Raw genomic sequence first — 1,314 nt, 5'->3', positions numbered from 1 at the left:
GCTCTTCGCCGGGGTGCTCCTGGCCCGCTACGCCCTCGTACGCCGAAGGGAGGCGGGCGCCCGTGTCTGACGTCCCCGCCGCCGGCTACCTCCTCGCCGCCGTCGCGGTCGCCGTCGCCGTCACCTGGGCGCTGCGCGCCCTGCCGTTCGCCGTGCTGGCGCCGCTGCGGTCCAGCCCGCTCGTGGCGTACCTGGCCGCGGTGATGCCGGTGGGCGTGATGGTGATCCTCGCCGCGTACACCCTGCGCCACCTCACCCCGCGCGACCCGGGGGCGGCGTGGCCGGCGCTGCTCGCGCTGGCGGCCACCGTGGCCGTACACCTGTGGCGCCGTAATGTGCTGCTGTCGATACTGGGCGGCACGCTGGTGCATGTGGTGCTCGCCAGCGCGGTGTTCTGAAGCCCTCCGACGTCTGCGCCGGTGTTGTTCTGGTTGGGCAGGATCTGTCAGGGGAAAAGTGGATTGCTCTCGACTCCCGGGAAAGCAAAGGGCTTTGCGCGCCAGGGCTGTGCGTCACACATGCAGCGGCCCGGCGGATACCTCCGCCGGGCCGCTCCACCCTTGCGCGGCCGTCAGCCGCAGGTGACCTTCGGCTCCGCCCAGTCGGCGTGGTCGTAGCTGATGCCGTCGCCGCCGTCCGCCACCTCCAGGGTGAGGAGATCGACGCCGGTCACGTCCGCCGCCACCTGCTGCGCGGCGTCGGTGCCGCGCAGGGTGCCGGTCGTCGCCAGCTCCGTGTCGTCGCCGAGGACCCGGAAGCTCACCGAGCCGCGGTCGCCGACCTCGTCGTCCACGCCGACCTGCGCGGCGAAGGAGGTGCACGCGCCGCCGAGGTAGACCGTCACGCGGGACGGCGCGTGGGCGCCGAGGCCCTTGGCGTACGTCGTGCCGCCGATGGTCAGCGGCGCACCGTCGCCGGCGCCGTCGTCGCCGACGCTGGTGTCGGCCTCGACCGGGCCCCAGCCGTTCGTCGCCGTGAGCAGGTGCAGGTCGCCCACGTGCGCCTCGCCCTGCGGCACCGGCGGGGCGACCAGCACCCGCACGGCCTGCTCGACGTGCACCCGGGGCTCCGCGGGGCCCGCCCCCGGCGCGCGGTACTCCGCGACGACGGGCACGTCCACGTACCCCGGCTCCGCCGACTCCGGCACCCGCACCGTCCAGTCCGCCGACAGCGCCTGCCCCGGCCGCAGCGCCGACCGGGCCACGTCCTCGCCCGCCGCCGTCCAGCCGGCCCGCGGCCGGGCGCCGAGGGTGACCTGCCGCAGCGTCGCGGACTCCCCGGCCTCGGCGGCGAAGCGGCCGGTGACCTCGATCT

2 protein-coding genes are annotated in these 1,314 nt (G+C 75.6%); one reads left to right on the top strand and one right to left on the bottom strand.

The window, feature by feature from the left end; translation table 11 throughout:
- The first annotated feature begins 62 nt into the window (after positions 1-62).
- On the top strand, positions 63-398 hold the full coding sequence (locus H5J30_RS33780) for a branched-chain amino acid transporter permease (protein WP_181791594.1): 336 nt from the start codon (positions 63-65) through the stop codon (positions 396-398).
- Between the two features lie 173 nt (positions 399-571).
- Here H5J30_RS33780 and H5J30_RS33775 read toward each other — a convergent pair.
- Positions 572-1,314: NPCBM/NEW2 domain-containing protein (locus tag H5J30_RS33775; RefSeq protein ID WP_181791592.1), on the bottom strand; the 743-nt coding region annotated here is incomplete at its 5' end.

This window comes from Streptomyces phytophilus (assembly GCF_013870535.1).
Taxonomy (GTDB): domain Bacteria; phylum Actinomycetota; class Actinomycetes; order Streptomycetales; family Streptomycetaceae; genus Streptomyces; species Streptomyces phytophilus.
Note: the sequence above shows the minus strand (reverse complement) of the source record. Positions and strands in the feature narration are given on the sequence as shown.